General features: G+C 36.1%; 25 protein-coding genes. 21 read left to right on the top strand and 4 right to left on the bottom strand.

Annotated features, from left to right (window positions below; all coding sequences use genetic code 11):
• The first annotated feature begins 234 nt into the window (after nt 1-234).
• From B4F31_RS10050 to B4F31_RS10040, 3 genes are all read left to right on the top strand, one after another.
• Complete coding sequence (locus B4F31_RS10050) at nt 235-603, top strand: hypothetical protein (RefSeq protein WP_057482316.1); 369 nt, start codon at nt 235-237, stop codon at nt 601-603.
• Nucleotides 604-626: 23 nt separating this feature from the next.
• Nucleotides 627-1,538 (top strand): helix-turn-helix domain-containing protein, encoded by a 912-nt coding sequence (locus B4F31_RS10045; RefSeq protein ID WP_075325756.1) that lies wholly within the window; start codon nt 627-629, stop codon nt 1,536-1,538.
• A 259-nt stretch (nt 1,539-1,797) separates the two neighbouring features.
• Nucleotides 1,798-2,091: a DUF6520 family protein gene (locus B4F31_RS10040; RefSeq protein WP_057482314.1), complete on the top strand. Its 294-nt coding sequence runs from the start codon at nt 1,798-1,800 to the stop codon at nt 2,089-2,091.
• A 50-nt stretch (nt 2,092-2,141) separates the two neighbouring features.
• On the opposite strand, the gene B4F31_RS10035 is transcribed toward B4F31_RS10040, so the two are convergent.
• The 3 genes from B4F31_RS10035 to B4F31_RS10025 are packed head-to-tail and all read right to left on the bottom strand — an operon-like array spanning nt 2,142 to nt 9,414.
• Nucleotides 2,142-5,024: a M16 family metallopeptidase gene (locus B4F31_RS10035; RefSeq protein ID WP_057482313.1), complete on the bottom strand. Its 2,883-nt coding sequence runs from the start codon at nt 5,022-5,024 to the stop codon at nt 2,142-2,144.
• The gene (locus B4F31_RS10030) at nt 5,011-6,417 is read right to left on the bottom strand and encodes a RagB/SusD family nutrient uptake outer membrane protein (RefSeq protein WP_057482312.1); all 1,407 of its coding nucleotides are present in this window, start codon (nt 6,415-6,417) and stop codon (nt 5,011-5,013) included. The genes B4F31_RS10035 and B4F31_RS10030 overlap by 14 nt, the downstream gene beginning before the upstream one ends.
• A 12-nt stretch (nt 6,418-6,429) precedes the next feature.
• Nucleotides 6,430-9,414: a SusC/RagA family TonB-linked outer membrane protein gene (locus tag B4F31_RS10025; protein ID WP_075325757.1), complete on the bottom strand. Its 2,985-nt coding sequence runs from the start codon at nt 9,412-9,414 to the stop codon at nt 6,430-6,432.
• A gap of 1,095 nt (nt 9,415-10,509) precedes the next feature.
• On the opposite strand from B4F31_RS10025, the gene B4F31_RS10020 reads away from it, so the two are divergent.
• The 18 genes from B4F31_RS10020 to B4F31_RS09935 all read left to right on the top strand — a co-directional run bounded on the left by B4F31_RS10020 (nt 10,510) and on the right by B4F31_RS09935 (nt 22,124).
• Nucleotides 10,510-10,884, top strand: a complete 375-nt coding sequence (locus B4F31_RS10020) for a helix-turn-helix domain-containing protein (RefSeq protein ID WP_057482310.1) — start codon at nt 10,510-10,512, stop codon at nt 10,882-10,884.
• 120 nt (nt 10,885-11,004) lie between these two features.
• Entirely contained in the window at nt 11,005-11,913 is a 909-nt protein-coding gene (locus tag B4F31_RS10015) for a leucine-rich repeat domain-containing protein (protein ID WP_057482309.1), read from the top strand.
• Between the two features lie 188 nt (nt 11,914-12,101).
• Nucleotides 12,102-12,461, top strand: coding sequence for a hypothetical protein (locus B4F31_RS10010; protein WP_057482308.1), 360 nt, complete (start codon nt 12,102-12,104; stop codon nt 12,459-12,461).
• Nucleotides 12,462-12,471: 10 nt separating this feature from the next.
• Entirely contained in the window at nt 12,472-12,702 is a 231-nt protein-coding gene (locus B4F31_RS10005) for a hypothetical protein (RefSeq protein WP_057482307.1), read from the top strand.
• Nucleotides 12,703-12,794: 92 nt separating this feature from the next.
• Nucleotides 12,795-13,013, top strand: coding sequence for a hypothetical protein (locus B4F31_RS10000; protein WP_013073378.1), 219 nt, complete (start codon nt 12,795-12,797; stop codon nt 13,011-13,013).
• A gap of 201 nt (nt 13,014-13,214) precedes the next feature.
• Nucleotides 13,215-13,502, top strand: coding sequence for a hypothetical protein (locus B4F31_RS09995; protein WP_013073377.1), 288 nt, complete (start codon nt 13,215-13,217; stop codon nt 13,500-13,502).
• A gap of 6 nt (nt 13,503-13,508) precedes the next feature.
• Complete coding sequence (locus tag B4F31_RS09990) at nt 13,509-14,237, top strand: zeta toxin family protein (RefSeq protein WP_013073376.1); 729 nt, start codon at nt 13,509-13,511, stop codon at nt 14,235-14,237.
• Nucleotides 14,238-14,304: 67 nt separating this feature from the next.
• Entirely contained in the window at nt 14,305-14,637 is a 333-nt protein-coding gene (locus tag B4F31_RS09985; protein WP_103294481.1) for a hypothetical protein, read from the top strand.
• 22 nt (nt 14,638-14,659) lie between these two features.
• A complete protein-coding gene (locus B4F31_RS09980; protein WP_041579123.1) occupies nt 14,660-15,106 on the top strand; it encodes a competence protein CoiA family protein in 447 nt (148 codons plus the stop codon).
• A 12-nt stretch (nt 15,107-15,118) separates the two neighbouring features.
• Nucleotides 15,119-15,385, top strand: coding sequence for an IS66 family insertion sequence element accessory protein TnpA (gene tnpA, locus B4F31_RS09975; RefSeq protein WP_013073373.1), 267 nt, complete (start codon nt 15,119-15,121; stop codon nt 15,383-15,385).
• Nucleotides 15,385-15,738, top strand: a complete 354-nt coding sequence (gene tnpB / locus B4F31_RS09970) for an IS66 family insertion sequence element accessory protein TnpB (protein ID WP_013073372.1) — start codon at nt 15,385-15,387, stop codon at nt 15,736-15,738. Before tnpA ends, tnpB begins: the two co-directional genes overlap by 1 nt.
• Nucleotides 15,739-15,780: 42 nt before the next feature.
• Nucleotides 15,781-16,500: an IS66 family transposase gene (locus tag B4F31_RS09965; protein WP_013073371.1), complete on the top strand. Its 720-nt coding sequence runs from the start codon at nt 15,781-15,783 to the stop codon at nt 16,498-16,500.
• Between the two features lie 511 nt (nt 16,501-17,011).
• Nucleotides 17,012-18,250: a group II intron reverse transcriptase/maturase gene (ltrA, locus tag B4F31_RS09960; RefSeq protein ID WP_013073370.1), complete on the top strand. Its 1,239-nt coding sequence runs from the start codon at nt 17,012-17,014 to the stop codon at nt 18,248-18,250.
• Between the two features lie 102 nt (nt 18,251-18,352).
• Nucleotides 18,353-19,114: an IS66 family transposase gene (gene tnpC, locus B4F31_RS09955; RefSeq protein WP_013073369.1), complete on the top strand. Its 762-nt coding sequence runs from the start codon at nt 18,353-18,355 to the stop codon at nt 19,112-19,114.
• Between the two features lie 49 nt (nt 19,115-19,163).
• The gene (locus B4F31_RS09950; RefSeq protein WP_013073368.1) at nt 19,164-19,673 is read left to right on the top strand and encodes a hypothetical protein; all 510 of its coding nucleotides are present in this window, start codon (nt 19,164-19,166) and stop codon (nt 19,671-19,673) included.
• 304 nt (nt 19,674-19,977) lie between these two features.
• On the top strand, nt 19,978-20,319 hold the full coding sequence (locus B4F31_RS09945; protein WP_103294480.1) for a hypothetical protein: 342 nt from the start codon (nt 19,978-19,980) through the stop codon (nt 20,317-20,319).
• A gap of 131 nt (nt 20,320-20,450) precedes the next feature.
• The gene (locus B4F31_RS09940) at nt 20,451-21,146 is read left to right on the top strand and encodes a hypothetical protein (protein ID WP_013073366.1); all 696 of its coding nucleotides are present in this window, start codon (nt 20,451-20,453) and stop codon (nt 21,144-21,146) included.
• A 543-nt stretch (nt 21,147-21,689) separates the two neighbouring features.
• The gene (locus tag B4F31_RS09935) at nt 21,690-22,124 is read left to right on the top strand and encodes a putative quinol monooxygenase (RefSeq protein ID WP_041580114.1); all 435 of its coding nucleotides are present in this window, start codon (nt 21,690-21,692) and stop codon (nt 22,122-22,124) included.
• 158 nt (nt 22,125-22,282) lie between these two features.
• Here the strand turns inward: B4F31_RS09935 and B4F31_RS09930 are convergent, their stop codons facing one another.
• Nucleotides 22,283-23,488: a site-specific integrase gene (locus tag B4F31_RS09930; RefSeq protein WP_013073363.1), complete on the bottom strand. Its 1,206-nt coding sequence runs from the start codon at nt 23,486-23,488 to the stop codon at nt 22,283-22,285.
• Nucleotides 23,489-23,751 lie beyond the last annotated feature (263 nt).

The following is a 23,751-nucleotide window of genomic DNA, read 5'->3' as shown; positions in this document are numbered from 1 at the left end:
TTTTGTTTAGATATATTATACCAGGGGACCCTAATTGGCAATAAATTAGCTCAAATTATATGATTCGAGATGTTAAAAGCAGAAAAACTGCTAAATATTAATTAAATTCACAAGTTTACTTCCAGATTGTATAAGTATTAATTGAATTTTATCTTTTATATTTGAGATATGTAAAACTGGTTCTTCCAGATACTCCCTTAAAAAACCCTACTTAACAAAAATAAACAGCCCCTTATGTTTAAAGGTAAGTATGGTACATATTGGATTGAAGATGGTATTCTATTCGTAGATTATAAGCCAGATCTTGTAGTCTCTCTAAAAGTTGCCAAAAGAATTGCTCGAGACCGGATGGAATTTCAGCAGAACAAGGAATATCCGGTTTTTTGTAATCTTGACGGTATTGTTGGAGCACATTCAGATGCCCGGCACTACCTTGTTCAAGAAGGGACATTGCTAATAAATGCCCTGGCACTTCATTCCACATCTCCGGTTGCTATTCGGCTTACCGAATTCTATCTCAAAATTCACAATCATAAAATACCGACTCAGATTTTTAAACATAAAAACCAGGCTATGCATTATTTAAAACCCTACACCCAATGAAATATTAATCTAAACCTACAATTATGGAACGTGAATTTAATAGGGCAAATTTACGTGGTATATACCGCATGCTTACCGAAATAGCTAAAGGCAATTTTGCCTTTCAAATCAAACGCACCCACCACAGGGATGAGCTCGAAGGGCTCAATGCTTATGCAAATCAAACTTCAGAAGAACTTTATAGAAAGCGGCATCAATTTTTATGGCTTAATAGAAATACCGAAGCTATGGTGATCCGAACAGCGAACTTTCTGTTGGACAAAAATTTAAGGGTGATGGATTATAGCTATAAGCATCCTGATAATATTGAAGTTGCCCAAAATAATATTTTAGGCAAAGCATTTTCTGAACTACTTGTTAGAAAATTTCAGGAAACTTGGGAGAAAAAAATCCTGAAGTTCATAGCAGGCAAAGAACAATCTTTTGATATCCGTTTGGAATATCATTTTGATGAACTGCTAAAAATAAATTTGCATACTGTTGTCTCTAGGTTAACAGGTGTAGTAGAGGAAAAATATATAGTGACTTCTTATCTTATGGATGGCTCTAAAGATTTTTTCTCAGAATTACCAGAAAATTCTGAAATCAAAACGTTTTCAAAATGGGACCAAAAATTATTTCACGAAATCCATATCTATATTATTCACCATTTGGATGAACCTCCTAAAACTTTAGATCAATTAGCTATGCTCTTCAATACCAATGAATATAAAATAAAGACTGGGTTCAAAGAGATTTTTGGTTGTACCCCAAACCAATATTATAATAAGCAGCGCATTCGGGAATGTAAAATACTCATTGAAAATACGAGTCTCTCCCTAACGGAAATTTCAATTAAGATGGGCTTTAGTTCTTACCCCCATTTTTCGAAGAGTTTTAAAAAGGAAACTCATGTAACTCCTAGATTTTACAAAAAAATCACCCGAAATTCATAAAATTTGGATGAATTTATACTGATCTGACAAGTTTACCTCCACTTTGACTAAGTATTTTTACTGATATTTACACTGTTGATGATCAATGAATTAAAAGCTTTTAAATGGAGTTTTTGAAGAATGAAGTTAAGAAGCAAAAACTATAAGCCCTACTTCGTTTTCAGTAACACTCCTAAAGATTTTATTGCGCGATGATGCAGGTGGAAGCCGATTACCTGTTTTACAACGGCATTATTTATTAATCTATAAATTTAATACGATGAAAAATTTAAAATTTTTATTACCGATGTTGGCAATGATATTTGCCATAGGATTGACCTTTGCTACGGTAGATCCGGAGCCGAAGCCGGAACCAGTGGAGCAAGCACAGGACTATATTTTACTCAATGGAACTACTTGGGTGAGTATTGATGAGCAACCATGTGAAACCGGGGAATTTACCTGCCGCGTACAAGACGGGGAAAACGGACCAATATATGAAGTCTACGATGAAAGGAACGATGAAGAGCCAAAAGGAAGCTCTTCTGAGGATCCAATGGTTATTGAACTTTAATTGCTCAATTGAATGTTAGGCACATCGCGTAAAGTGATGTGCCTTTTAACTTAGTTTACCTGCTTCCTACTTTCAGGAAGAGAAAGAAATTTTTGCATGTTTTCTTCGGTTAGATATCGTTTGGCTGCCCTATTGATTTCTTCTAAGGATATAAAATATTCCAATAAAGTGCCATACTGTAAAATATCCTGAACATAATTTTCTCCAACCACCAATTTAGACTGAAGGTATTCAGGCCAGAAATTTCCATAACCAAAATTATTAAAACGTCCTTCAAACCCCTTTACTTCCTTAGCAATGTTTTTTTCCAGCCATTCCCTTTCTACACCTTTTTCTTTTAATGCCAAAAATTCTTCCCTGGCATATCGAATCATTTTCTCTTCATTACCAAGTTCACTGTTAAATTGGATGAAAAATGTAAAAATTCCATTTTTAGTATCAAGCCATTCTCCATTTCCAATAGGTGCATAGCAACCATCACGTAATCTTTTTCTGATGCGATCTCCCAATGCTCTAGACAACAGCCTTAATATAGCTTGAGTTTTTAAATCTCTTGTTACCTTAACCGGGTAATAAAGATTAACAAAAGCTTGGTTTATATTTTTAAAATAAAGGGTGTCATCTATTTTTTTCAAAGGAAAATCAAAACCGGTCGTTTTTCCTGAAAACACTTCCCTACGTGCCGGAAAATTTGAAAGTTTTTGAACTATTTGAGGTATTAAACGACTTTTATTAAAACCCCCAGTAATTATAAATGTATAGTCTTGGAAATTATTAAACCATTTTTTGGAGGCATTTATTACTTCTTCCTCTGTTAAGTTTTCTAGGTCCTTCATTCTCATTTTTGGAAGCTGTGGATACCATTTAGTTAGAATTTCATTTTTTATAAAACTGGTTGAACCCCTCAGTCCAAACCCGCTCAATTGTTCTTTCTTTTGAGCCTTCCATCCAGCAAAGCCAACCGAATCTTTCCTTGGATTGTTCATATATAAATACAAGAGGTTAAATAGTTCATTCCAGGACTCTTGAGTACTACTCCCAGTTATCAATTGAAAATCCTTAGTTTGCCTAAAATTAATATTTAAGTGCTTTTCATTTTTAAAGCGCTCCAATTCAAATTTGTTATAGGGTCCGGCACCGGTATATCTTATTACCTCAGGATAAACCTTTGTCGCCAGATATTTTTTGCGATTTTTTAAGGGGTTTCGATTTGATCGAAAAGCTTGAAATGAAATTTTATTTTTGAAATTATCAGAACGTGGCTTGGTTGGTTTTAGGACTAATTTAATTCCGTTTTTAAGCTTTATTGTAGTTACACCAATAATATTTTCTTTTTGTCCAAAATCATTCTTGTTTACTTTATTCGGGATATTGGCTGCTTTTGCTAAAGAATGTATGGGAGGAGGTAGTGGCTTTAAAGGAGTTACTTCTTTGGCACTAATTTCCCTGATCCATTTCCTTAATTTTTCATCTGAGGGTATGCTTTCAATCTTTTCGCTAAAAAATATAAAATCTGTATTTTTATTCAGTGCTGCTTGTTCACCTATAAAAGCTGTCATTTCCCTAAGGCTAATCTGTTCAAGAATTTCAGAAACCAATTTTGATTCTACGCTTGGATGAGGGGCTGCGCTACCTTTTACAAAATGATCTTTTAACCTACTAATCCACTCCGAGGAAGGATAAGAGTTTCTTTCTGTATATTTTTGCATTAGCGATTTCTTGCCTTTTTCTAAATCAGAACTAGTTATTCCCAAATGCATTTGTCTCCAGGCTAGCATTGTTTTTTCCAGACGCTTTTTCATATGTGTGGTATCATTTGTTTCAAAATCAATTTCCATTTTTGAAGCCAAAATTTGTCCTCCTCCTAACAGATTTCGCCTATAATTAAGATTCAAATTGGAATATGGGGGGTGACGTTGCTGTTCAAATTGGTTTTGTTTTTCTTCAATTAATAGCCAATAAAGTTCCTGAATTAAGAAAGACCTATAATCAGATTTAGAACTTGGATTGTAAGAATAATTAGGTTGCTTTCGCAATATTGTTGATCGAAGATTGGAACGTACACTATCAAGCACACTTGTAAACCAAATTTCCCCATCCAATTCAAACTTCTGAGCATTTACATAGGCTTCAGCATTTTTTGGGTTTTCTGGTACTTTCAAATCCGAAAATAAGCGCTTTATTTCTAATTCCGTATTATCCAGATTAATATCTCCAACGATGATTGCAGCTTGTAAATCCGGTCGATACCAGTCTTGGTAAAACCGAAGAAAAGAATCCGGGTTAAAATTTTGGATACTTGTTTTTTCCTTTTTGAAATTGAAAGTTTTAAAATCAGTAGGTTCTAAAATTTTTTTATGAATGACCCTGCTTTTCCAGTCCCTATAAGGATTAATCGTTCTCATCTCACCTAATACCGCAGCCTGTTCAACAGCTATAGACTTTTGGTTTATACGTATGCCACGTGCCCAATCCCTAAGCACTTGTAGCCCATCTTGATATAATGGCTTATTTTGAGATGGAATAGTAGCATAGTACCAGGTAAATGTATATCCCGTTTTGGCACTTTTATTTTGTGCGGGTCCACTAAATTTGGCATCCAGGCTTGGAAAATTCTTTGTCCCTTTTGCTAAAACGTGCTCTAAAAGGTGGGCATATCCCAATTGATCTTTATCCTCATGATACATTCCTGCTTTTACAACCATATTTAGCTCGATACGATTGGATGGAACATCATTCTTTCGAAGATAATAGGTGAAACCATTGTCAAGGCTCCCATACCTTACCAAACTATCCAATTGTAAACTTTCTTCTTTGAGTCCCTTCCTATTTTCCTGCGTTCGGCCACTTCCAATGCACAGGAATAGAAATGCTGCTAAGAAAAAGTATGATTTGTAAGTTTTATTTATAGTTCGGAAATTAATAGCCGTCATTTTGATCTAGGTTTGGGTTTTTTCTTCGCTCTTCTGCAGGAATAGGATAATAAACATCCGTTTCTTCCCACATTGGTTTAGATTGTCCTAAGACTTCTCCTGCTTTATTTATACGTTTTAAGTCCAACCACCTATGACCCCATTCAGCAAATAATTCTTTTCTTCGCTCTTCTATGATTACATCAAGTAACTCTTCCTGAGAGATATCAGGTCTGGTATCCGCTATTAAGGACAGTCCGGCCCTACTTCTTATAATATCTAGATCCTCAACAGCACCTGAAATGTTTCCCTGTCTTGCCCGCGCTTCAGCCCGAATTAAATATTGTTCTGCTAGGCGTAATACCATAGAATATTCCTCAATAGGGAATTCACTCGTATTCCAAACTTTGTATTTATAGGCGAAAAAGGCCTCTTCCTCATTGTGATAGCTTATCCAATTATTAAATCTTAAATCATCTTCTTCAAAAATCTCCACAAAAGTTTCTCGAAGTTGTATACTGGCCACAAATGAAAACACAGGATGGATAAGAAACATACTTGCTTCGTTGGTATTACTAATAAAGCCTCCATCTCCTATTGGGGAAATTTGCCAAATAGCTTCTTTGCTATTAACCAAAAACACATCGTTGAGATTATCCAAAAGTTGATAGGTGCCAGTTTCCGCTATAACCTGGCTACTTAGACTCTCAGCATCTTCCCAATTCTGCAGGTGTAAGTTTACGCGACTTAACAATGCTGTAGCTGCATATTTGTTAACATTGGTACGTTCTCCATTTAAATAATCCGTACCTAATACATCAGCAGCAATTTCCAGATCATTTATTATTTGATCATATACCTCCTCAATAAGAGATCTCGAAGCTAATTGATTATTGTTATATTCAGTGGTTGTTAAAAGGGGTATTTCACCATAGAGATTTACAAGATAAAAATAGCTAAAGGCTCTAATAAATCTGGCTTCACCTTCTAATTGTAATTTGACACCTTCGCTTAAATTTTCGGAGTTGTATACTCCCTCCAATAAGGAATTGGCCATATAAATAATATTATAGGCACTGGACCACAAATAAAGGTTATTTGGGTTATCGGGGATCAATTCATTTTCCTCAAATTCCATCCGGGTATAATTACTCGGATTAATATTCCGAATATTATCGGCTGATAATCCGGACAGGACAGTTACACTGCTTCTGGAGCCATTTGAAAATGCTGCCTTGAATAATTGATTGTAAATTCCATTCATTGCACTTCTCGCTGTTGCATCAGTGCTGAAAACATCCTGTTGTATTAGCTTATTATTTGGAGAGCTTACTTCCACGAAATCTTCGCACGAGAGGAATAGAAGCGCTATAGCAATTACAAATGTGTTATTTATAGAAAGTCGTGATTTCATAATTAAAAAGTTTTAAAAGTTTATTTCAAGACCCGCAGTTATCGTTCTCAGATTTCCAATCCCTGAAGAAGTGCGTTCGGGATCCATTCCGGAATATTCCGAGAAGGTCAATAGATTCTGGCCATGAAGAAAAAGTCTCCAATTTTCCATTCCAAATTTCCGCGTGAATGCTTTTGGCAGGTTATAGTTAAGTGTTATAGTTTTCAGGCGTACAAAAGATGCATCTTCAACAGGAATTGAAGTATTGATAGCATAGCCATAAGCAGTTCTTGCCTGTGCAGATTGTGAAATTTTTTGATAAACGGATTCTCCTGCAAGTGTAGCCAGTGCAACCGATCTTGAATTACCTACTGTCCCACCATCAAAGCTAGTTTGTAAACCTTCTTGCATTACAAACTCCCATAAAAATTGTAGGTTAAAATTTTTAAATGAAAAGCTGTTGTTTATGCCACCAAACAGTTCACGGTTTAAATCCTGGATAATTATACGGTCTTGGTAATCAAAGCTTCCATCTTCATTTACATCTCTTACCGTATAAAAACCCGTTTCAGGATCTAAGCCGGTATAATCAAACAAAAGGGAAATATTTAACGGGTAACCTACCCGATAGGTATTGGCATATGAAGACTGGTCAATATCGGGATAGTTAACCAATTCATTCTTTGGGAGACTAACATTTAAAGAAGTTTGCCATCTAAATTCTTTGCTGTCTATATTGAGGCTTGAAAATTCAAATTCCCAACCGGAGTTTTCAACTGTTGCAGGTAAATTGGCTTGTACTGAGGTGAAACCGGTAATCTCTGGAAGTGGATAACCTACCAATTGATTGGAAGAACGGTTTCGGTAACGACTAAATCCTGCACGAATACGTTCTTCAAAAAGACCTATTTCAAGACCTACTTCAAGTTTTTTATTAACTTCCCAGGAATAATTAGGGTTGGCCAGGCCAGTGGGGTATAATCCCCCGGGGCCATCGGTTGCTTCATAGGCATTTAAATAACCATAATCTCCTATTTGATCATTGCCTGTGGTACCGTAACTTCCTCTTAACTTCCCGAAGCTTAAAAATGGGAGTTTTTCTTTAATGAAATTTTCTTCGGTAAAAATCCAGGCAGTTCCTACAGCACCAAAATTGGCAAACCTATTATTAGGGCCAAACCGAGACGAGCCATCCCGTCTTCCGGTAAGATTAATATAATATTTTCTATCCCAGTTAATGCCAATTCTTGAAAATAGGGCTGCATATTTATATTCTGCACTTTCTCTTCTGGCATTTATAATTGATTCAGCTGCGGCGATATTGCCGATTAATGCTTCCGAAGCATATCCGGTTGCCCGGAAACCTTCCTGGTTTTGGATGTTTTCTTGAAAAGTAGCTCCTACTATTGCATCAATTTTTAAATTATTGAAAGACTTTTCAAATAAAATTTGTGGTTCCAAAATCCAGGATTTTCGGCCAGCGCTTAAGTGTGAAGAGTTATTCGGTGTTTCATCAGCAGGGTTATACGATTGGGAAGGTTGTTTTCTCATTTCCTTTGAATCATAATAGGAATATCCCATACTGGTTTTAAACCTTAATGCAGGAAAGATTTCGTAGGATAAAGTAAGGTTTGAAATGAAATTGTTGGTTTGCGTATTGCTGGTATTAAAATAGCCCTCCAGCGGATTATCAAGTCCGGCCACCCCCCATTCTTCCCAGGCCAGGGATCCATCATTGTTGAAAATTTCAGGTGCATTGGGTGGCAAAAATGCTGTGGTGGCATTGAATCCTACATTTCCCACTAAATTGTTGGTGTCAACTCCGTAATTTAGGGAAAGACTTAGGTTGAATTTATTGTCTCCAGAGCGATGATTAAGATTTAGATTCCCGGTTACTTTTCGGTAATCATAATCCCCGGGATAAACTGTGCCCTGGGTATAATAGGAGCTACCAAATCTAAATGAAGTAGTTTCATTTCCACCTGAAAAAGTAATATTTGCATTAGTTGTTTCAGAAGTCCCTCCATAAAGAAATTCCTGCCAGTCGGTATAACGATCCTGATCCCACAATAAAAGATCATAAGCATTTCTTTCTGTGGGCTCAACTCCGTCGTTTTCAAAAGCTGCTCTTCGAATCTCAAGGTATTCTTCGGTATTTAATAAATCCCATCGATTAGGAACTGTTGCCATGCCAGTATAAAATCTTGCTTTCACGCTGGTCCCAATCTCACGTCCTTTTTTTGTGGTAATTAGAATAACTCCGTTGGCTCCCCTGGAGCCATAAATAGCGGTAGCATCGGCATCTTTTAAAACTTCTATACTTTCAATATTAGAGACATCCAGGTTATTTAACGGATCTATCCCCGCACTTGACATAAGGGAATTACTTTCTACCGGGGTTGAATTGATAGGAACACCATCTATAATATATAAAGGATAGTTTCCTTCTTCCCGTAAACTATTGGTTCCCCTAATTTTTATAGTAGGAGCCATTCCAGGATGGCTGCCACCGGAAGTAACTTCTACCCCCGCCATTCTACCGGCCAGGGCCTGTATAGGACTTACCACCGGTTGTAGTTCTATTTCCTCTGCGGTAACTCTTGAAATATTCCCAGTTCGTTCTCGTTCAGTAGTATTGTAATAGCCAGCATTAATTTTTACTTCGCCAAGGGCAGAAACATCTTCCTCTAATTGAATGCTAATTTCTTCGTTGTTATCTACCGGGATTTCTACTGTTTTAAAACCTATATAGGAAAAAACCAAAGTCCCATTGGCAGGAGCAATGATGTTATATGCTCCATCCAAATTAGTTACTGTTCCTCTATTGGTATTTTTTACTGTAACGGTAACACCTGGAATAGGAAGGCCGTTTTGATCTTCTACTACACCTGAAACTTCTTGCTGCTGCAAGGGCAGGGGAGTAGTGGTTGCTGCATTAGCAGCCTTGGACAGGAAGAAGAGTACCCCGCCTATAATAATTAGCGCCACCCATTTAAGGCGCGAGTAATTATTTTTCATAATTTTACGTGTGTTTTGAATGAAACATTGTTTTATTTAAGCTTAGGCCTTCCCCACACAGACGCCAATCTTTAGGAGGAAGGTCTTTTTGCTTATAGGCTAATTCAAACTTTTCTTCAATAGCAATTTCTTTTTTTTCTAAACCGGTGCCCAAATACCGGTTTCACTTAAACCTATTCACCAATAATTTTACCCAAGGCTCCAGCGGAGCCCCACCCAAAAGCCGCTGAAAATTATAGGGCTCACAACGGCGACCCACGGGATTGTTTAAGTGATTTTTCCTGCTCCCGCAAGCTAGGAATTAGTGAATACAGCTGCGATTTTGCAACCGGTGACCGCTTTGGCCTGAAATAAATTATAGTGTAGGTTAATTTATTAAATACCAAAACCGGCCCTGCTCACCTAAGAACGCAAATTTTGGATTTGCACGAATAAGGAAAACCTATTACATTTATAGCATTGCGAATAACCATATAATGTAGTGTCTTAACCCTTCTGGCAATGCCTGTTTATTTTGCACAGGTAGCGGACCGGTTACGCCCTCATTATTCTGGGGCGCATTTGATGTTTTTTGATATAGGTTGTAACGATCGGGGTTGTACCTTAAGGCTATGGTACGAGACAAAACCTTTTGCCGGTTTACTACCGTAGAAGTGCTTTAATGGGTCTGTTCTTCTCGTTTTCATAGTTTTCAAAATTATGTAAACGATTTGCTGATAGATGAGATACAAAAAAACGCCCCTCACACTTCTGTCCGAAAGGGTAAAACGACCAAGCTTTAACCCCGCCTTAGCTTCGAAAAGCTTTGACGTCCATACAGAAGTTTAACGCGAGAGGCGTCCGCCAGAAAGGCTCTGTAAAGATACCTATTTCTGGCAATTTTGGACGAACTCACGGTCAACTCGTATGGAAATGCTTGGTCTTTTTTTCGAACGAGCAACATCGTTAGTTCTCTCCCAATATGGGAGTGACAGTATTTTATGGATTAATTAAATCCGTACAAGTCTCATTAATAATGATTTGAATTGTTATCGAAACAAATATAAGAAACATTTTTTAATAAACCAATATGTTGGTTTAAAAAACTTATGATTTATGTCTAATAAAAAGGTTTTAATTACAACTGTCTACAGTGAAATATCTCACTTAGATTATCTTTTTATCCTATACATAAAACAACTTCGAGAAAGGAATAATTGGACTCAACAAGACTTAAGCAAAAAGATGGGAGTCTCAAAAAGTTTTGTAGGTAATGTTGAATCATTTATCCAACGCCATAAATATAGTATTAGACATCTAGGTCTTTTAGCAAAAGCATTTCGCTATAAATCGGTAGCAAATCTATTTGACTTTCCAGCTCCAGATTATGATATGATAAAATTGACATTAAAAGTTACCCGCGTTATTCAAGATAGCGGAAAGGTTAGGAATAAGTCGGTAGAGGTTGTGAAGGTGGAGCCGATTGAATAGTGATGTGCGAGATTTTGTATTTTTGTCTTAACTCTCACAACCGTGCGAGTATTAAAAACGAGCAGATTATCCTTCAATAAAAAATTTTATATTTAAATTTCCATAAAGAATTCATTTTAGATGAAAGAAGAAAAATCTTATTCCCGGAAGGAAATAAATGAGATATTTAGCCAAAATGGACTTGATTTTAATTTCGAAGAATTATTGAATCTAGATTCAGACATAATATGGTGGAAAAAACTAAGCTACGATTGGAAAATTATTATGCTTTATAATCACAATTATGAATATAGGTTTTTTACCAGTGGGAGAATAAAAGACTTCAATTCAGTACTAGATGAAATTAAACAATACAACAAATTTGAACTAAAAAAGTTCATTGATGAACTAAAAGAAATCAAAGATTGTTTTTTTAATTTTGATACGAGCCTTTTGATAACTGATTTTAAACCATTGGAAAACTTTTTGAGAATTGAAAGGTTATTTTTAAATGGTATGAGGTGCTGTAATTTAGAAACTATGCCAACTTTAGAAAGTGTAAAGTTTTTAGATGCTAAAAACTCAGCGTTAAATTCTCTTTTAAATATTTCAAAATTCAAAAATTTGGAACATCTGGATATTCATAATACACATATATCTAATTTAAACGGAATTGAAGAACTTAAAAAATTGAATTTTTTAAATGCAAGTAATACTGATATTGATTCACTAAATGGATTAGAAAATCTTAAAAATCTAAAATATCTATCAATATTTCGGACTGAAATTAAAAATTTAGATGCAATAAGAAAACTTGAAAATCTTCGTACTATTTACGCGTATTCAACTAATATTAGGGATTTAAATAAGTTAGCCGAATTAAAGAGCCTTGTAAAAATTAATATTAATAATACTTCGATTAACGATCTATTACCATTAAAAGAAAACCATAATTTACAAGAGGTTGCTGCTAAGGGAACAAATGTAACTCTAGAAAATGCAGAAAAATTAAATGCTTTGATGCCCGGAACAATTATTTTACTACAATAAATACTTACAACAGAGCGGTTCATCGCAAATATCCGGTACCGTTAGAAAGAAAATAATTAACTTGACAAACAAACCTATACTAAGCCGACAAATCAGTTACTCCGCCAACATGCGATAACCGAGACCATTGGCGGTAATTTTTGTCATTCTTTATTATTAAATAGTTGAATTTTAAAATCAAATAATTAATGGGAAAAATTGGCAGACCTCAGAATGAAGTTAATGCTATGAAATACGAAAATTTTCTCAAGAGAGGTTTTCGATTCAATAGAAGAGTAAGTAGAGCAAGTAAGAGTGAATTGATTAATTTGATAAATTGTGAAAATGGAATCAAACATACATTCCTACCAAATAGAGAGAAACAATTATCTGAGATAAAAGGTAGATTAATAAAAGCTATTGAATTAATTATAAAAAATAATCATTTGGATAAGATTAACGAGAAAGCGTTAAGTGATTTATCCATAGAAGTAAATAATGCTAATTCATCATCAGATATTAATAAAATTGTAGAATCTGGATTATATTTTTCACAAGAAAATAAATAGCAAAAAATATATGGAATTTGACATAACAGATATTGATAAAAAACTACTTATAAGGACATTATTAGCACACTCTGAACCAATTGGATTGGGGAAGGCAGAATATAATACTCGAAAATCTCATCGAGAAATCGTTGATGGAATATCGGATCAAGAATGTGATTATTTATTAAGCGAATTTAATCATTCTTCAGAAAAACCTTCAACATTTGGAATTCTAGATTATCATATGGGAAACCGATGAAACTTAACTTTTTTCGAAAACAGAATGGACAAGTAATAGTAAGTTCAGATGACTATGATACTCGAAATGGAAGATATAGATTCTTATAAGCTATGCTAAATACATTTCATTTAGATGAAATAAAAATCACTAAAAAGGGATATCAACAATTCGTAATGACGGATTTACCAAGTGAATTAGAAAGAAATAAAGAAGAAAAAAAGTTATTTAGAGATTTACTAAGAAATTTGACCGAAAAAAAAGAAAATTTTGGAAAATACTGGGAATTTGACCTTGAAAAGGTTGATTACACACCATCAATTATGAGATAAAAAACTACTGCCAACTTAAGTCGGTTCATCGGAAAAAACGGGTATTGTGTAAAAAGTGTAATTTTTAGAAACCAGAGAAAAAGTGCTTAAGCTAGTAAATCCCTTCTAATCTAAATCACTAGAATTTTTAGCTTACAAAAGTAGTTTGTTTGCATAAATCCCCGAAAAATAGTAAGTTTATAACTTAGTTTCTTAGTGCAAATGGAAAATAATAGAAAATACAAATTAAGAAAGGCAGCTTTAAAACCTGGCGTAAAAAATAGGAGATTTAAAGTGTTGGAAGATGATAGAGATCTTTCCTTTATAGGAGCGATTGCTGCTAGTGCTACAAATGAGGCTTATCATAAGGCTGTAGCGATTTCAGAGAGTATTATCGAAGTAGAAGATGGTAAAGTGATTCGCAAACAAAAGGATGGAAGTTTTGAAGTTATTCAAACCTTAGCACCTCGAAAGTCAGTACAAAAAGGAAAGACAATTACCATACCTTAATTTATTATGGCCAGCAAAAGATTGCGAATGTTTGCAGGCCCTAATGGCTCCGGAAAAAGTACCATTTTTAATAAAATACGTTCGCAATTTAGTCTGGGTATTTATCTTAATGCCGATGAGATTGAGTATCTCTTGCGCAACCGGAACCAGTTGTCCTTAAAGGCATTTAATCTTAGTGAATCCCACGGACTAAAATTTAATAAATTTCTTCAAAATCATTCTCTTTTCCAGAAAGCTTCTTCCCAGGGTTATAACATAGACCTTAATTGCCAAAATGGTATAATATCTAACCCTAATAATGCCACACATTCTTATGAGGCTTCAATTCTTACGGATTTTTTAAGAACCGAATTAATTCAGGCTGGTCAAAAAATTACATTTGAAACGGTAATGTCACATCCTTCTAAAATAGAAACACTTAAGAAAGCCAAGGAATTAGGTTATAAGAACTACTTATATTTTATATGTACAGAGAATGTAGAAATTAATAAAGCGAGGGTTGAAGAGCGTGTGAAGAGCGGTGGTCATAATGTGCCTCCCGAGAAAACAGAACAACGATATTACAGAAGTCTTGAGCTACTGCCGGAAGCAATAGAAAATTCTTACCGGTCATTTATTTTTGATAATAGTGAAAATACCTCGAAATTAATACTCGATGTTTATCAGGGCAAGAAAGTTACTTTTCAAACTGAAGAAGTGCCGCTTTGGGTAGATAAGTATTTTTTGAATTTATAAATATAGGTTGCTAAAAAATTTATTCAGGAGTATGTATACCCCTCGAATATTTAATAGTTAGTTAAGTTTGAATTTGCCGTGTTTTAATGTTTTTGCAGGTAACCAAGACAGTAACTATGATGGTAACCAAGATGTAGATTATAATAAATTGGTGGAATTAATTAACAAACATAATTTGGAGGGCTTTTTTCCGGAAAATGTAAACCCAACTGAAGAAATTTTGGAGGATAATTTGAATATTTCAAACCAAACAAAAAATTTTAAAACCCATATTGAATCATTGTTTGAAAATAAACTTCTAGGAAGAACAATTAAGGACAAGCCAACAAGCAAGCTACAAAAATATTATACCACCCCTTTAGGAAAAGTAGTCCTTGCCGTTTATAAGAAAAATAAATAAGTTCTAAGAATAAAAGTACTACTTGTATAAATACAGCATAAAATATCCCGTTGCATTTAACCAAGCCAACAAAAAAAATGTTCCAATAGAGAAGGTTACGAAGGATAATAGGTTGAAATTAATTTGTCCTGTGTGTAAGGATAATTTTATAGCTATTATTAATCACCGAAATCCACATTTCAGACATAAACCCAATACTGAGTGCTCCGGCAATTTAGAGTCTTATATACACTGGTTAACAAAAGAGGTTTTTAAACAAATTGGAGAATTGGATATACCTGAACTCTTAATTGATGACCTTCCCGAAAAACATAGGCAAAAATTTCAACTCGATTTTAATGCGATACTAGATACAAATATACCTTACTCATTTCAGGGAGAATTTAAAAAAGGATTAAAAGCAAATCGTATGCGTCCGTCTAAGTGCATCTTTTCTGAGAACCGTGTAGGTTATAATTTAGCAGTCTAAATATACTTAAAAATGACTCGATCTTCTACCTCAGAAATGCGTAAGCTGGTCACCAGCTTTTATGAATCAGATCAAAATCAATCCGCTTTTGCCCGTGCCCATGGAATCAGCAAAGGCAAGCTATCCTATTGGATCCAGAAATTTCCCAGGGAGCAAGTTACAAAACCCGCTAAAAGCAATTTTGTTTCCTTATCGGCCGACCCTTCTACCACACCGACATCCTCCAGGAGTATGCACATCCGTTTAGGTAATGGCGTAGAAATTGAAATTCCCCTGTAATGTTTGCCTTAAGCAGTTCCCTGAATTACCAGTTATATCTTCCTGGTACCGATATGCGTAAGAGTTTTGACGGGCTATGTGGTTTGGTGCTTGGAGAATTAGGTCATAGTCCCCAGGATGGTTCGGTCTATATCTTTATCAATAAAGCGCGCAATAAAGTCAAGTTGCTGCACTGGCAGTCCGGGGGCTTTGTGTTATATTATAAACGCCTGGAGCGTGGTACTTTTGAGTTGCCCGATTACGATGCATCCGTGGGAGGACTCCAGCTGGATTACACCCAACTGGTAATGCTCATAGACGGGGTAGCCATCACTAATATTACCCGGAGAAAACGCTATAAAAAAGCCCAATAAATGCTGGTATATTTTTAACAAGGGTTGTATTTTAGCTACCCGATGACCTACCAGGAGCTACAAAAAGAAAACGAGCAACTTCGAGAGTCCAATGAATTCTTTAAGGAGAAAATTTCCGCTTTGGAAGTGCAACTCGGGCAGCTCTATAAACTGATCCAGGGTTTTAAATCGGAACGTTTTATCCCAGAAATCCTGGAACAGCAACTATCGCTTTTTTCTGAAAAACAAGATGAACCGGGGCAAATAGCTGCACCTAAAGAAACGATCACCTATACCCGGGAAAAACAAAAACACCCGGGACGTGGTAGTTTGCCGGAACACCTTCCGGTGCGGGAAGTCATTCTTGAACCAGAAGAAGATGTAAGCACGCTGAAAAAAATTGGCGAGGAAGTTAGTGAAACCCTGGAATATACCCCGGCCAGCCTGGTTAAAAGACGTACCATTCGTCCTAAATATGCCAGGAAAGACCAGCAAGGGGTACTAATCGCACCACTACCCACGCGTCCTATCGAAAAATCTATTGCCGAGGCCTGCTTACTGGCCTATATCCTGGTGAGTAAATATATTGATCACCTGCCATTCTATCGTCAGATCCAGCGCTTTAAACGAGAGTTTGGGTGGGAACCGGCCTCCAGTACTTTAAGTGACTGGATGGCGAGTTGTTGCCAGCTGTTGGAACCTCTTTATAATACCTTGAAGCAAAAAATCCTTGAAGACGGGTACATCCAGGCGGATGAAAGTGTGTGCCTTGAAGCGGCCTAAAGTAATGCCGCAGGCTGTTAGATTGATGGTGGTAGACCCACCGTAGGGGTTGACAGACAGACCCTACAAACCACCTTGTGGTGCTTTATTTCGAAAGAATGAGGTGCTGAGCGACAAGGAAAAGGCGAGAGAATACTCGTCAGGTGAATTTCAGTGAGCTGAACGAAAGTGAATCACTGGTTAAGTTAAAGTACCGATATCGCCAGATTCTGTCGAAATCGGAGAATTGTGTTTCTTCTCCGAGAATAAAACTTAGTGGCAGTAACCTGAAGTTGACTAAGTGACAGGCGGTACAGAGGTGGCAGGACACTGAAATAGGCGATCTAACGGAACAAGGGAATTTGTACAGGGATGGTAAGGGAAATGCACAAGCGGAAACCCCGTGAGGCAGAAAACCAATGAACTGTACAGAGGCGGACTAAGCCGTAGTACTGCAGAAGTCTCTGTAATGGAGATGGAGGGAAGGGCTTAGCCAGATTAGTTTTATGTAAGACACAACTTTGAAAGAAGGATGATTGATTATTATGAAACAAAACAACATCCAATAACCAAGAAAATGGTATTGGATGCGTACAAGAAAGTAAAGTCCAAAAAGGGCAGTGCCGGAGTCGATGGACAGAGTTTACAGAATTTTAGGGAGAACCTCTCTGGAAATTTGTATAAAATCTGGAACCGTATGACCTCAGGCAGTTATTTTCCGCCTGTTGTAAAGGAAGTTCGTATAACCAAGAAAACAGGAGGCTTTCGCAGTCTCGGAATTCCTACGGTATCGGATCGCATTGCGCAACAGGTGATTAAAAGTTACTTAGAACCCAAGGTGGAAAGCAGTTTTCATCAGAATAGTTATGGATACAGACCCAGGAAAAGTGCGCATCAGGCACTGGAGAAAACAGTGTCCAGATGTGGTTATTACAGTTGGGTGGTAGACCTTGATATTCGTGGATTCTTTGATAACATTGACCATACCCTACTGATGAAGGCAGTAGAAAGGTATACAAAAGAGAAATGGGTGTTGATGTATATTGGAAGGTGGTTGAAAACAGGAGTATCCAGAGAAGGTGAAATCACCGATAGAATAAAAGGTACTCCTCAAGGCGGCGTCATTAGTCCGCTACTTGCCAATATATTTCTTCACTTTGCATTCGATAAATGGATGCAAATCCATCACTCCAATATGCCTTTCGAACGATATTGCGACGATGCCATCATACATTGCACATCAGAGAAACAAGCATATTTCATTAGAGAGGCTGTTTCTAAACGGATGAAAGCTTGTAAGTTGGAACTCAATAGTGAGAAAACTCACATTGTGTATTGCAAGAATCACGTGCACAGCGAAAGTCACAAGAATACAAGTTTTGATTTTCTCGGTTACACGTTCCGCCCCCTCAGACGACCAACCAAAAATGGTTGGAAACTGACTTACTTTCCAGTAATGAGCCACGCCTCAAAGAAAGAAGCAAGGCGAAGACTTAAGAAGGTTGTCAATAGAAAGTTTCGGGGATCCATCCAAGAACTGGCACAGATAATCAACCCTATGATAAGGGGCTGGTATCAATATTTTTGCAAGTATTCGAAATGGACAACCCGTGGACTATGGTATTGGTTAAACAGGAAAATAGTTAGATGGATTAGGAGGTACAGAAAGCGCAGTAGAGTGCAAGCTCGAAAATGGCTAAAAAATGTGTACAAGACTAACCCACAATTGTTTGAGCATTGGAAACCTGTCTTAGATATAAAACCTTACTAATTGTACCGTTAATCTGGAAGCGCCGTATGATGGGAGACTATCACGTACGGTGCTGTGAGAGACTTGGGGTGAAATTCCCCTTGTCTACTCGACCCGATAAAGGTGCTGGATAGTGATAAAAAAGGCAGCACACATCAAGGCTATCAATGGGTCTATCACGACCCCTTGCAAAAACTGGTGCTCTTTAATTACCGCAAAGGACGCGGGCAACATGGTCCCAAGGAACTCCTTGATGGATATAAGGGGTATGTCCAATGCGATGGTTACACGGTATATGATAAAATCGGGTTAGATCCGGATATTACTATGGCCGGTTGCCTGGTGCATGCCAGGCGAAAATTTGTGGATGCCCGGGACCAGGATCAAGCAAGGGCAGAAAAAGCACTAGCGATATTTAGTGAAATTTATAGGGAGGAACGAGCGATCAAAGAAGCAGCAGCCGGGGATGCAGAGATGCGAAAGGAACTAAGATTACAAAAGGTGCTGCCGCTACTGCAACAGATCAAAACCTGGATCCAGGAAGAACAGTTTAAGGTGTTACCTAAAAGTGCGATGGGGAAAGCCATGACGTATTTTATAAATCAATATCCTAAGTTCGAGGTGATCTTTGAAGATGGCAGGATCGAATTGGATAACAACCTTATTGAGAATGCTATTCGTCCATTGGCTCTCGGCCGAAAAAATTTCTTGTTTGCAGGCTCTCACAAGGCTGCGCAAAATGCGGCTATGTTATATTCCTTCTTTGGGAGTTGTAAAATGCAGGGTGTGAATCCCCAACAGTGGTTAGAGGATACTCTGCAAAGAATACCTAATCATAGCATCCAAAAACTGGAGGAGTTATTGCCCGGCTATCAAAAAGCTTAGCAAGCTTCCCTTGAGAGATACCACAAGAATCCTATACTAAAATATAATTATGAAGAAAGTGACTTATAATGAAAAGGACAATAGTGAAACTTCTGAATTAGCCGGTCTGATCAGAAAAATAGACACTTTAGATGCGCAGTATGTAAATAGGATTTGTGAGGAAATATTTAAACATCAACCTTTCTTCCTAACCGTTCTTCTAGGTTACAGAGCAGATGTTTCCCCGCAGGAGTTGGAAGAAATAATGAAAATTTATTTTTTAATATGGGAGTATTTTGGATCAAACGAAAATCTTCCCAAAAGGAAAGTGACCCAGGCCCAGTTCGAAAAGCTTCAAAGGGGTAATAAGCATATGCTTGATTATAGTGAAGGAGAACCCGAAGAATCCAGAGAAAAGATTTATACAGATACATTGCAGAATCTCCAATCTAAATCCTTGTGGACAGCTGTGCTCTTCAGATATAATAACAGACCAGTACTAATCAATATGGATCGGGAGAACAAAGGAATAATCCTTTTAGGTATTCTTAGCTTTATTCAGAGCTTTGAAACCCAGTAGAGTTTTATAGATGGCAGGGATAGATAAGGAAGGGAATGATGGGGAATATATCTCTACTAGAAATGACCAGAATCCATAACTTCTAAAAACACTGGCTCGGACGGATACAGCAAATCTAACTGATAGTAAAAATTTAGCAATAGAAGGAATAGAAACCGAAAAGGAGTATAATACCGAGCTGGGGAAGGTTAGAATTGACATTGTAGCGACCGTTGGTGATAAAGAGTATTTTATTGAACCATTCTTTTCGAACTCTATAGATGATGATAAGAAGAAAAAATTATCACGAATCAAAAAGCCTACTTTGTCTATAGACCTCGTAGATTTCCTTGATAATTTTTATTTCAATTTTTCATTTGAGACATTGAAGAAATATCTTATTTCAAAAAAAAGTAAAAAGTGGGAATATTTGTCCGAGGATGAATATGGTAGCTATGTAGAGGGTTATCAGCAATATTTATTTGAGGAAATTGAGAGGAATAAATTTTTAATTGATAATCACAATTCTAAACTTGAAAAAATTGCAACCTTAGAAGAAGAATGCGATAAACGTAAGGAAAATATCAATATTCTTAGAAAAGAAATTCGAGAAATAGAAGATGAAATTCTTTCTCTAAAAGATGAACTTAATGTCCCATATTATTAGGAATTATAATAACGGTAAACGGAGCATATTTGGTATTCGCATTCAATCCAACCAACTTGAGTCAGTAAATGACAGGATGTTAAGTTTATTAACGCACTAATATTAATTACTCCTAACCAATTTAATATTCAATGAATAATCGATTAAATAATATAATTAAAGGTGATTTTAAGAATTTCGACCGCTGGATTGAAGTTTTGAACCGGCAAAGGAACTCTTTATTTGATATGGAGAACCAAAGTGAGGAAGAGTTAACAAATTTGACTTACGAAACTTCTGGCATACTTGGGGAAATTGCTGATTTGGCTATAGAATATGGAAATTTTAAAGATGACTTTGATACAAGTAAAATGTACGTGAATTTATATGGACCATCATTAATAATTGAATCAAAAAAGACTGGCGGCACTTATTATTTAGCAACTGATTTAGAAGGGATTTACTTAACAACATCATTTCTTCATGCTGATAACCTGAAAAATATGAGCGATTCTTTTTGGCTAGAACTTTTTAAGCTAAAAAAATTCAGTGGATTTGAGTATGAGGAAAATTCATTTTTCTCAATCGATGTGCAAAGAAAATATCCTGAATTATTTCATACTTACAAAGATACATTGTTCTTAATGTTTAGAAAATTCTTTTTATCGCATACAGAAAAACATAATGACATAGATATTGGAAACTTCAAAGTTAAATGGAAGCCTGACGAGGATTTCAGTAAAATGATTTCGGAAATATGTTTAGCATTTAAATCTATGTATAAAATGGACTATCAATTGTGGAAAATAACTGACTTGCGAATGAAAAAGAATGATACTAGGAAGTAAGCCTTCCTGTTGGTGGTACGGACGAATGTATATGCAAATTTTTAGTATCAATTATTTATAGCAGCTCAGAGGTCACAAACATACCAAAAATTATGAAGGGAGATATACATTATAGTCTTCACTAAAAAGGCCGAGAGAACCAGAGCAATAAAATCTTGCCTAACACTTGAAAAACCATAAAGAATCGTGTAAAGTTTTAATTACTGAATTTCCTTTTCCGGGTGGTTCACTTATGTACCTTGGTAAGATATATAATATGCTAGAAACTCTCGCCTCAGCGCTGGATAAAATAAGCCCCGCCTCATACGGGACTTATTTGCAGATTAATATTAGATAACGCCGTCTTTATCAGCCGCAAGTCGCCCCCATCATCTGCAAGGTGTTGGCCACTCCTTAACCGCTATCTTCAACTTGAATTCAAATATAAAGGACTTTTAAATAACTGTATATTACAAGCTGGGAAACTTAATTTTTTCTAAATTGGTTTTTAACCAGTGAGAATATAGAAATCTAAGGGAGATATAATAAATAAAAATGGGAGTTATGAAGTCATTAAAAATCCAGCTTGCTTTCTTAACAATCATACTATGTTTTTCATCTTGCAAAGAAAATAATGTAAGTAAAGATGCCTTCAGCTCTAAGGAAATGCTCATCAGAATAGCAGAATTAGAAATTTATCCTGAGTACATAGAGGAATATAAGGAAATTTTGAAAGAAGAAGCTGAGGCCTCTGTTAGGGTGGAGCCCGGGGTCGTTTCAATTTTCCCCATGTATCAAACGGAAAACCCTAACCAAATAAGGATTTTAGAAATTTATGCTGATAAAAAAGCATACGAGTCTCATTTGGAAGCACCGCATTTTCAATATTATAAAACCAATACCCAGAGAATGGTAAAATCTCTGAAATTAATAGATATGAAAGCAATTGATGAAGAGTCAATGCCAGAAATATTTAAAAAAATTGACGGACATAATTAGCAGATTTTCTGTTAATCCATTACTGAATATATCTTTAATAACCCTGAAATTAATCTCTCCCGCATCTGTATTTGCAGAAGATATTCTTGGAAATGGAAAGATACTACTGAGGTCACCGGCACCTTTCAAAAAATTTAGGTAATTGCCATCACCTAAATTTAAAAATTGATTACACTATCCAATGCATCATCAGCTTCCTTATGAATAAAATTCGCTTGATAATTTATGGTGGTAGTCACCGATGAATGACGGTAAAGCTTTTGCAGCATTTGAATTGGGATTTTATCCCCAGAAATATTCCCAAAGCTGTGCCGCGCAATGTGCATGCTCATTTTTTTCTTGATCTTTAGTTTTGATGCCACCCTTTTTAGGAGCCGGTTTAGGTTTCTGTTTACACTTTGGGTTCTAATAGAAACTCTATGGGTATCTGATAGGTCTGTGTCTTTGAGATAATCAAAAATTAAATCCTGTAGGGAATCTTTCTTTCGATACTGTTTGAATATAGCCTCAGCCTTTTCTGGTGTTTTAAGGGTTACCAATTTACTGTTTTTGTTCATTCGGTACATTAACCTTCCATCATTAAAATCTGACCATTTTAATTTTAATACATCACCTACCCTGATCCCGGCAAAATAAAAACTGATAAGCCATACATGCACGGCTTTTTGCTGAGGTTCTGTCAGATCGGCGGCATTTTCCAGGCGTTGTATCTCTTTAAGGTTTAAACCAATTTTCTGGGTTTCTGGAATTTTGATCTGAATTTTTCCTTTTCCGAAGGGATACATACCTCTGTCAACTAAAGATTCAGATATGGCAAGATTGTAAATAGTTCGTATTAAAATCAGATAGTTCACTACCGTACGCGGTGAACGCTTTTTATTATGAAGTAAATAGGCTTCAAATTTTTTAAGAAGTGAAACAGTTATCTCATTAAAACCTAATTCGTTTTTCTCTATAAATTTTTTTAGCTTTTTTAAGCGACCTACCTCAGTATCATATTGATGATGTCGATTCCTGTTTTTTAAATTTTCCAGATGCTTATCTGCAATTTCAAAAAAATCGACTTTTTTATTCTGTGTGATTTTCCTTTTTATGGATCTAACGTTTTGGTATTCTTCACTGCTTTCAGCTTCGAGAACTTTCTTATTTGCTTCGGCAATTTTCGATATAATAAAATTGTTGATGTAATTGGCATTAGGATGTTTTTTCCTCACACACCTATTTGTTTTATCCCAGTATTTTTCTTCAATATATTGACCGGTACCCAGAAACGTACTTTTTCTGTCTTTTGTGATCCTAATTGCTATCGGAAATTTATTTTCTGAGTTCTTTTTTTTACGTAAAACTGCTCTAATGGTTGCCATAATAAATACATTGAATTATAAATATAGTAAATTATGGGTACAACATAGGTACAACATTTATTAGTTTCAAGCCTTATTTTTTAATATTAAAAAAAATTACACCAATCATAAATCATTGAAAAACAGGTGTTTTAGGCGCTTTTGAAGGGTGAGGGTTGAAAACTCATAACCCGAAGGTCACTGGTTCGAGTCCAGTTCCCGCTACTAGCAAAGACAAGGCTTCACAGAAATGTGAAGCCTTTTTTATTGTGTGCCGTGCATGG

The organism is Salegentibacter sp. UBA1130 (assembly GCF_002311535.1).
Classification (GTDB): Bacteria; Bacteroidota; Bacteroidia; order Flavobacteriales; family Flavobacteriaceae; genus Salegentibacter; species Salegentibacter agarivorans.
Note: the sequence above shows the minus strand (reverse complement) of the source record. Positions and strands in the feature narration are given on the sequence as shown.